General features: G+C 35.3%; 5 protein-coding genes and 2 pseudogenes. 5 read left to right on the top strand and 2 right to left on the bottom strand.

Annotated elements, in window-relative coordinates; translation table 11 throughout:
- Positions 1 to 188 precede the first annotated feature (188 nt).
- Entirely contained in the window at positions 189 to 452 is a 264-nt protein-coding gene (locus EKM83_RS12750) for an AbrB/MazE/SpoVT family DNA-binding domain-containing protein (RefSeq protein WP_001748109.1), read from the bottom strand.
- A gap of 85 nt (positions 453 to 537) precedes the next feature.
- Here EKM83_RS12750 and EKM83_RS12745 point away from each other — a divergent pair.
- The 5 genes and pseudogenes from EKM83_RS12745 to EKM83_RS12725 all read left to right on the top strand — a co-directional run bounded on the left by EKM83_RS12745 (position 538) and on the right by EKM83_RS12725 (position 4,944).
- Positions 538 to 1,126, top strand: a pseudogene (locus EKM83_RS12745) (site-specific integrase).
- A 360-nt stretch (positions 1,127 to 1,486) separates the two neighbouring features.
- Positions 1,487 to 1,700, top strand: a pseudogene (locus tag EKM83_RS13575) (hypothetical protein).
- 717 nt (positions 1,701 to 2,417) lie between these two features.
- On the top strand, positions 2,418 to 3,353 hold the full coding sequence (locus tag EKM83_RS12735; RefSeq protein ID WP_125577923.1) for a replication initiation protein: 936 nt from the start codon (positions 2,418 to 2,420) through the stop codon (positions 3,351 to 3,353).
- On the top strand, positions 3,346 to 3,861 hold the full coding sequence (locus EKM83_RS12730) for a DUF536 domain-containing protein (RefSeq protein WP_107696692.1): 516 nt from the start codon (positions 3,346 to 3,348) through the stop codon (positions 3,859 to 3,861). The genes EKM83_RS12735 and EKM83_RS12730 overlap by 8 nt, the downstream gene beginning before the upstream one ends.
- Before the next feature lie 438 nt (positions 3,862 to 4,299).
- Positions 4,300 to 4,944, top strand: coding sequence for a helix-turn-helix transcriptional regulator (locus EKM83_RS12725; RefSeq protein WP_107696693.1), 645 nt, complete (start codon positions 4,300 to 4,302; stop codon positions 4,942 to 4,944).
- A gap of 197 nt (positions 4,945 to 5,141) precedes the next feature.
- On the opposite strand, the gene EKM83_RS12720 is transcribed toward EKM83_RS12725, so the two are convergent.
- A complete protein-coding gene (locus tag EKM83_RS12720) occupies positions 5,142 to 5,426 on the bottom strand; it encodes a type II toxin-antitoxin system PemK/MazF family toxin (RefSeq protein WP_080475004.1) in 285 nt (94 codons plus the stop codon).
- Between the last annotated feature and the right edge of the window lie 170 nt (positions 5,427 to 5,596).

Below are 5,596 nucleotides of genomic sequence, written 5' to 3'. Positions count from 1 at the left end.
CAGTTTAATGCTTATAACGAGAAGTCTCTGAAGCGGATCCACCGAGGCTTTAAAGGACTCCAGGACACCTTGGAAGCATCATTTATTTGAGTTAGTTACATATTATATGTACGAAGGCATTTCATTTACACAAGATTCTTGACGCTACCGGCTTGGATTAAAGTTAACATAAAATATATCACCTTGGCTTACCATTGAAGTTCATTACCTTCTGACTTTCCCCAATCAAGCTCGTGATCCCTCTTCCCGTCATCTTGCCAATCCTTAAATAGTTCGTGAATATTGGTTGGGTTCTTTTTTATTGGTGTTAAAACAATTGATCCATTTTCAATGGTTATTGTCATATCTTGGTTATCATCTAATTTCAGTTGTTTAATAATTTGGCTAGGAATTCTAGCAGCTTTCGAGTTTCCCCACTTTGCTAAGCGTGTTTGTTCTTTAATAAGTTCCATATTTCCCCCTCCTAAATTATTATTACAAATTAAGTATATCCCGTGTAGATACACAATGCAAATATTCTTACTGGAGGTCATTTACATGCAACAAGTTGTCTTACCCATCAAAGATTCAAACGTTCTTAAAGAGGTGCAAGATACGTTACTCAATAATTTTAAAGCTGGCCGACGTAACTATACGATTTTTCAAGTTGGTAAAGCTACGCTACTACGAGTCAGTGATGTCATGTACTTAAAACAGACCGATATTTTTAATCTGGACGGTTCTATTAAACAAAATGCGTTCATTCACGATCGAAAAACGGGTAAGCCAAATACCTTGTACCTTAAACCAGTTCAAACAGAGCTCTTATTGTATCGTCAATGGCTACTTGATCATCAGCTGGATTCTGAATGGCTCTTTCCCTCAATTCAACACCCCGAGCGCCATATCACGGAAAAACAGTTCTACAAAATCATGAGTAAGGTTGGTGATCTGTTAGGAATTAATTATCTAGGTACCCATACAATGCGCAAAACCGGTGCTTATCGCGTCTACACGCAATCAAATTATAATATTTGGCTTAGTCATGAATTTGCTCAATCATTCCAGTGAAGAGATGACTTTAGCTTATTTAGGGTTAGACCAAGCAAGTACCGAAACCATGTTAGATCAAATTGATTTTGGTTAATTTTATTTGGGTTTTTAGTTGTTGCCGAAGGCAACTTCTGAGACAGATTTTAAGCACAAACCCCCACTAAATTTTGGTGGGGTGTAAGTGCGCATTAAACTCATTTCATTCCGTTTAATGCCGCTAAAAAATGGCTAACTTGATCATTGAAATAAAAGGTGTTTTTTAGTTCAATGCGCACTTATACACAACAACTAAAGTTGATTGTGCTTATACTAAAAAGAGTTGTATTAGATTTCGCTGCGCTCAAACAAATCTTTTTAATTGCTTTATACCGTTTTTCTTTCTAAACTTAATCACAATCTTTGAACAACTAACTGTAAAAAGATGCCTTTAATTTAAACCTGAAATAATTAGCTAATGTTAGGAGTAACTCAGATGGACGAAAAGAAAGGTATTAAAGCCAATTGATGAAATGCTTGTTGATCCTTGGCAAGTTGATATTCAAGAATTGTTTGAAGCTTTTGTTCATGAACCTGATGAGATCAAACAGAATTTGTATCATTCCTTGTACACTTACATTTTGCAAAAAAGACAAGCAGATATTATTAATCGACCAGGATTTGTAGTTTAGCCCTCTAAAAGCTCGCTGAGGGCTTTTTATTTTGTTTTGGCATAATTATATGTAAATGTGCTTAAAACTGCTGAGAATAAAAAATAAGGGTCTTAAAAAGGAGTATAGCAGTTAAATTCTTATTATGTTTTAGAAAGGCTAACTGTTTGCTGTCAATGGTAGCGGACGAGCAAAGCGTGGGAGCATAAGGAATTGACAGCTCTTAACCAGTCTTAACACTGAATTGGCGAAAGCCAAAGTTTCTATAAAACTTTGCTTTCCTGCCTAACGGCGAGTGAAAAAACGGTCAAGCTGGTTCAGCTTGGACGGGGTGCGGGGCGTCAGCGCCCGTATAAATGTGGCTTGCCACACCTTTATGGCAACGAACGGAGTGAGGCGCAAAGAGCGTAGCGAATGGAGTTTAATGTGAGCCGGATTTTGGCTCACTCCTTTGTGTTTTTGATTTTAGGTTTTGATCTCGTACAGTGGTGCCTCTTATATACCTCTTTTATAAACCTCTTTTAAACCTCTTTTAGACCCCTCTTGAGCCTTACTCTCCCAAGACGTACAGAAGTTTATCAACGAGGTTTTGTCTGTTTATCAACGAGGTTTTGTCTGTTTATCAACGAGGTTTTGTCTGTTTATCAACGAGGTTTTGTCTGTTTATCAACGAGGTTTTTTATAGTGATCGTTGATAAACAATCGTTGATTTTATATAATAGTTGTGGAGGTGTGATTATGAGCAATGAACTTATAAAATATGATCCTGAACTTAATACAATTCCGTTACGTAAATTCACCCCTATTGAAATGAATCTATTTTTTTCAATTATTTCTCGTATGCGTGATAAGGGAGATCAAACAGTTAGATTTTCTTTTGAACAACTTAAAGATTTGAGCAACTATAAACCGACTGCAAATAATCGCTTTGAAGATGACATTCAAAGAACTTATGAAAAGCTAATGGGCCTTCATTTTGGAAGACGTAGTAAATCCGGATTAAATAGAGAAATGTTTGTTATGTTTACTAAGTTTAGAATTGTTGGTGAAGCTGATTCTCCTTATATAGATATTGAAGTATATAAAGATGCTTTGCCACTTCTCAATAATTTAGACACGTGGGTTAGATATGCTTTAGCGGAATTTAGAGATCTTCGAAGCAGTTATGCTAAAACCGCTTTTAGGTTGTTAAAGGGCTTTAGAACAACTGGCTATGCTTTTTTATCAAAAGAAGATTTTTTTGAGTTACTTGATATTCCTAAAAGTTATTGGAAAAAACCGGGAGACGTTGATAGATACGTTCTTAAACCAATCAGAGAAGAATTAACCCCTCTTTTTAGGGGCCTAACTGTTCGAAAAAAATACGGTAAAGGTCGTGGTAAACCTGTCATTGGTTATTCCTTTTCCTGGAAGTCAGAAAAAAAAGATGCGAATGATTTCTCGAAAGGACAATTTCAAGATGAGCGTCAAAAACTTTTTAATATCGAGCATAATGGTGAATTAACAGAACAAGAAAAATGGCGTGCTATTGATAAAGTTAAAGGTTTAACTTTAGGTTCTACTGAAAAACAAGCATTAGCCAATAAACAGGCCGAACATGATAAAAAAATACTAGATCAAGCAAGACAAGAAATGCTTGCTGAACTCCGAAAGGGGTCTGGAAATCATGCCTAAAACTATTAGAGAACTTGCTGATGAATTGAAGGTCTCTAAACAAACAATCCAATATCACTACCAAAGACTACCAACAAAGAACCGACAAAAAGATAGTCAAGGTACAAACATGATTAGCCCTATAGCTGAAAAGATTATTAGAGGTAAAGTAGCAAAACCTTTGGTAGCAAAGAGCCAACAAACAGGTAGCAGAAAAGTACCAAAGACTAGCAAAGAAAATAATGAGCTAATTACTACTCTAAGAAGAGAAGTAGAAGATTTAAAGTTTCAACGTGATAAACAGCTTGCTACCAAAGACCGACAAATAGATCATCTAACAAAATTAATAGATCAGCAACAACAACTGCAATTAACAACTGTAGAAGAAAATAGAGAGTTAAAAGCCCATATTCAAAAAATAAGTGGCTTACTTGAACCTTCTGGGCCATTTCAGAAACGACAAAATAATGCCTCAGAAGAGGACGTGTATAAAAATAAAAGCAATAAAAATTGGTGGCATTTTTGGTAAAGTTTTCTTAATTTTAGCAAAAACGTTATATTGTCAAGAGCGGCGATAAAATAGACTTTATGGATGTTTCTTCTCAAAACCTTGAATTGTATTCATCAGGAATACATAAACTTCGTTCAAATTTATTAAATTGTTTTCCAGAAAATAATTATGATGTTTTTATATCATACTTTCACAATGACGTGTTGATTGCTAAGAGAGTAGCTTGTTGGTTAAAAACTGAGTTTGGTATCGATGACTTTATCGATTCAACCATTTAGGTTTCCAAAGAAGCCGTTTTCCCCACTTTTAGGGAAAGCCCTCATGAGAGAGCCGGAACGGCTTAATACTTGTCAGGCTTAAGGTGTATATAATGCTGTCTGGAAATACTAGCTTGTTTTTTTATACGAGTTGTCCATAGTTGAGGTTGTCCATAGTTGAGTCTTGGGGGAGGGCAATATGAAATTTCAAGAAAAGATTAAAGCGTTGAGATTAGAAGCCAAAATGACCCAGGATGATATGGGAAAATCTTTATTAGTTTCGCGTAAAACTGTTTCTAGTTGGGAAAATGGCCGAAATTATCCAGATATTAATACATTGGTTAAAATCAGTGATGTTTTTTCAATATCGTTAGATATTTTGCTAAGGGAGGACAAAGTAATGACTGACAAGTTGAGTGAAATTTCCAAATTGAGTAAGAAAAGCCTTAGGATATTTAAGATTAGTTATGGGTTTATGATGGTTCTTACCGTTTTATCTTATATATCGAGTATGACACGTTTTAATCTAAGTAATGGGTGGTTAGTTATGCTTTATGTGATTAGTGTAGCTATTTGTCTAACACATTTTCCCTTAACTGGACATCAATTAAGGGAATGGTTTGGTTCGTTTGATCATTTATTATTGTTCGTATTTATTTTAATTGGTACTGGGTACCTAGCGTTACACATTTCTTTCGTAGTGCCTGGTGAGTCTGTCCCTTACTTGACGGGTACTATTGTGGGAGCGTTTATTGGCAGCTTAATTCGGGTTGTATCAGTTATGGCTATTGTTGTATTTAGTCCCGATAAAGTACTAAAAATGACAGCTACCGGTCTTGAGTGATTAAGTTTACATTTCTTTATTTTTATCGTCTTGATCCAACTTGTTTTACTACTATTTCTTAAGCATAGAAAGTAAAACTAAATTATAGGGTCTATAACTATCTAATGACCCCTCGAAAACATTGAAAGAATAACCCTCAATATCTATATTATAGATATTGGGGGTTATTTGTTTTAATATTAAAGAAATAACTTCTTCTATTTGTCATCAATACTAAATAATAATTTGTACAAAGTGATTATTTCTTCTAGTTCTTCACGCGATACATGATCGACAATAGTTTCATCAGTGACATGTCTTGCCCGTAAATCTAAGGCTATGGTTTGATCTAATAATACTTTTCCATATACTGTTTGACTACTAGTTAGTCGATGATACATTGGAAAATTACGCTTGGTACTGCTAATCGGAGCCACAATCGTCATGTTACTTGTCTGACAGACTAGATCATTGCTTAGCGCAATGGCTGGTCGCTTATTCATCTGTTCATGACCACGGCTTGGAGAGAGCGTAAAATATCTTGTGTAAACGCACAAAAGATTTCTAAATTGTATAGAAATAGGGAATGCCTTCCCTTATGATATTTAGTAACCACAGAAAACATCACAGGAGGCATTCCCCATGAATGAACTTACCACAGAAATTATCGCTG

It is taken from the genome of Levilactobacillus angrenensis, assembly GCF_003946085.1.
Classification (GTDB): Bacteria; Bacillota; Bacilli; order Lactobacillales; family Lactobacillaceae; genus Levilactobacillus; species Levilactobacillus angrenensis.
The sequence above is the reverse complement of the archived record's forward strand: the minus strand, read 5'-3'. Positions and strand labels throughout refer to the sequence as shown.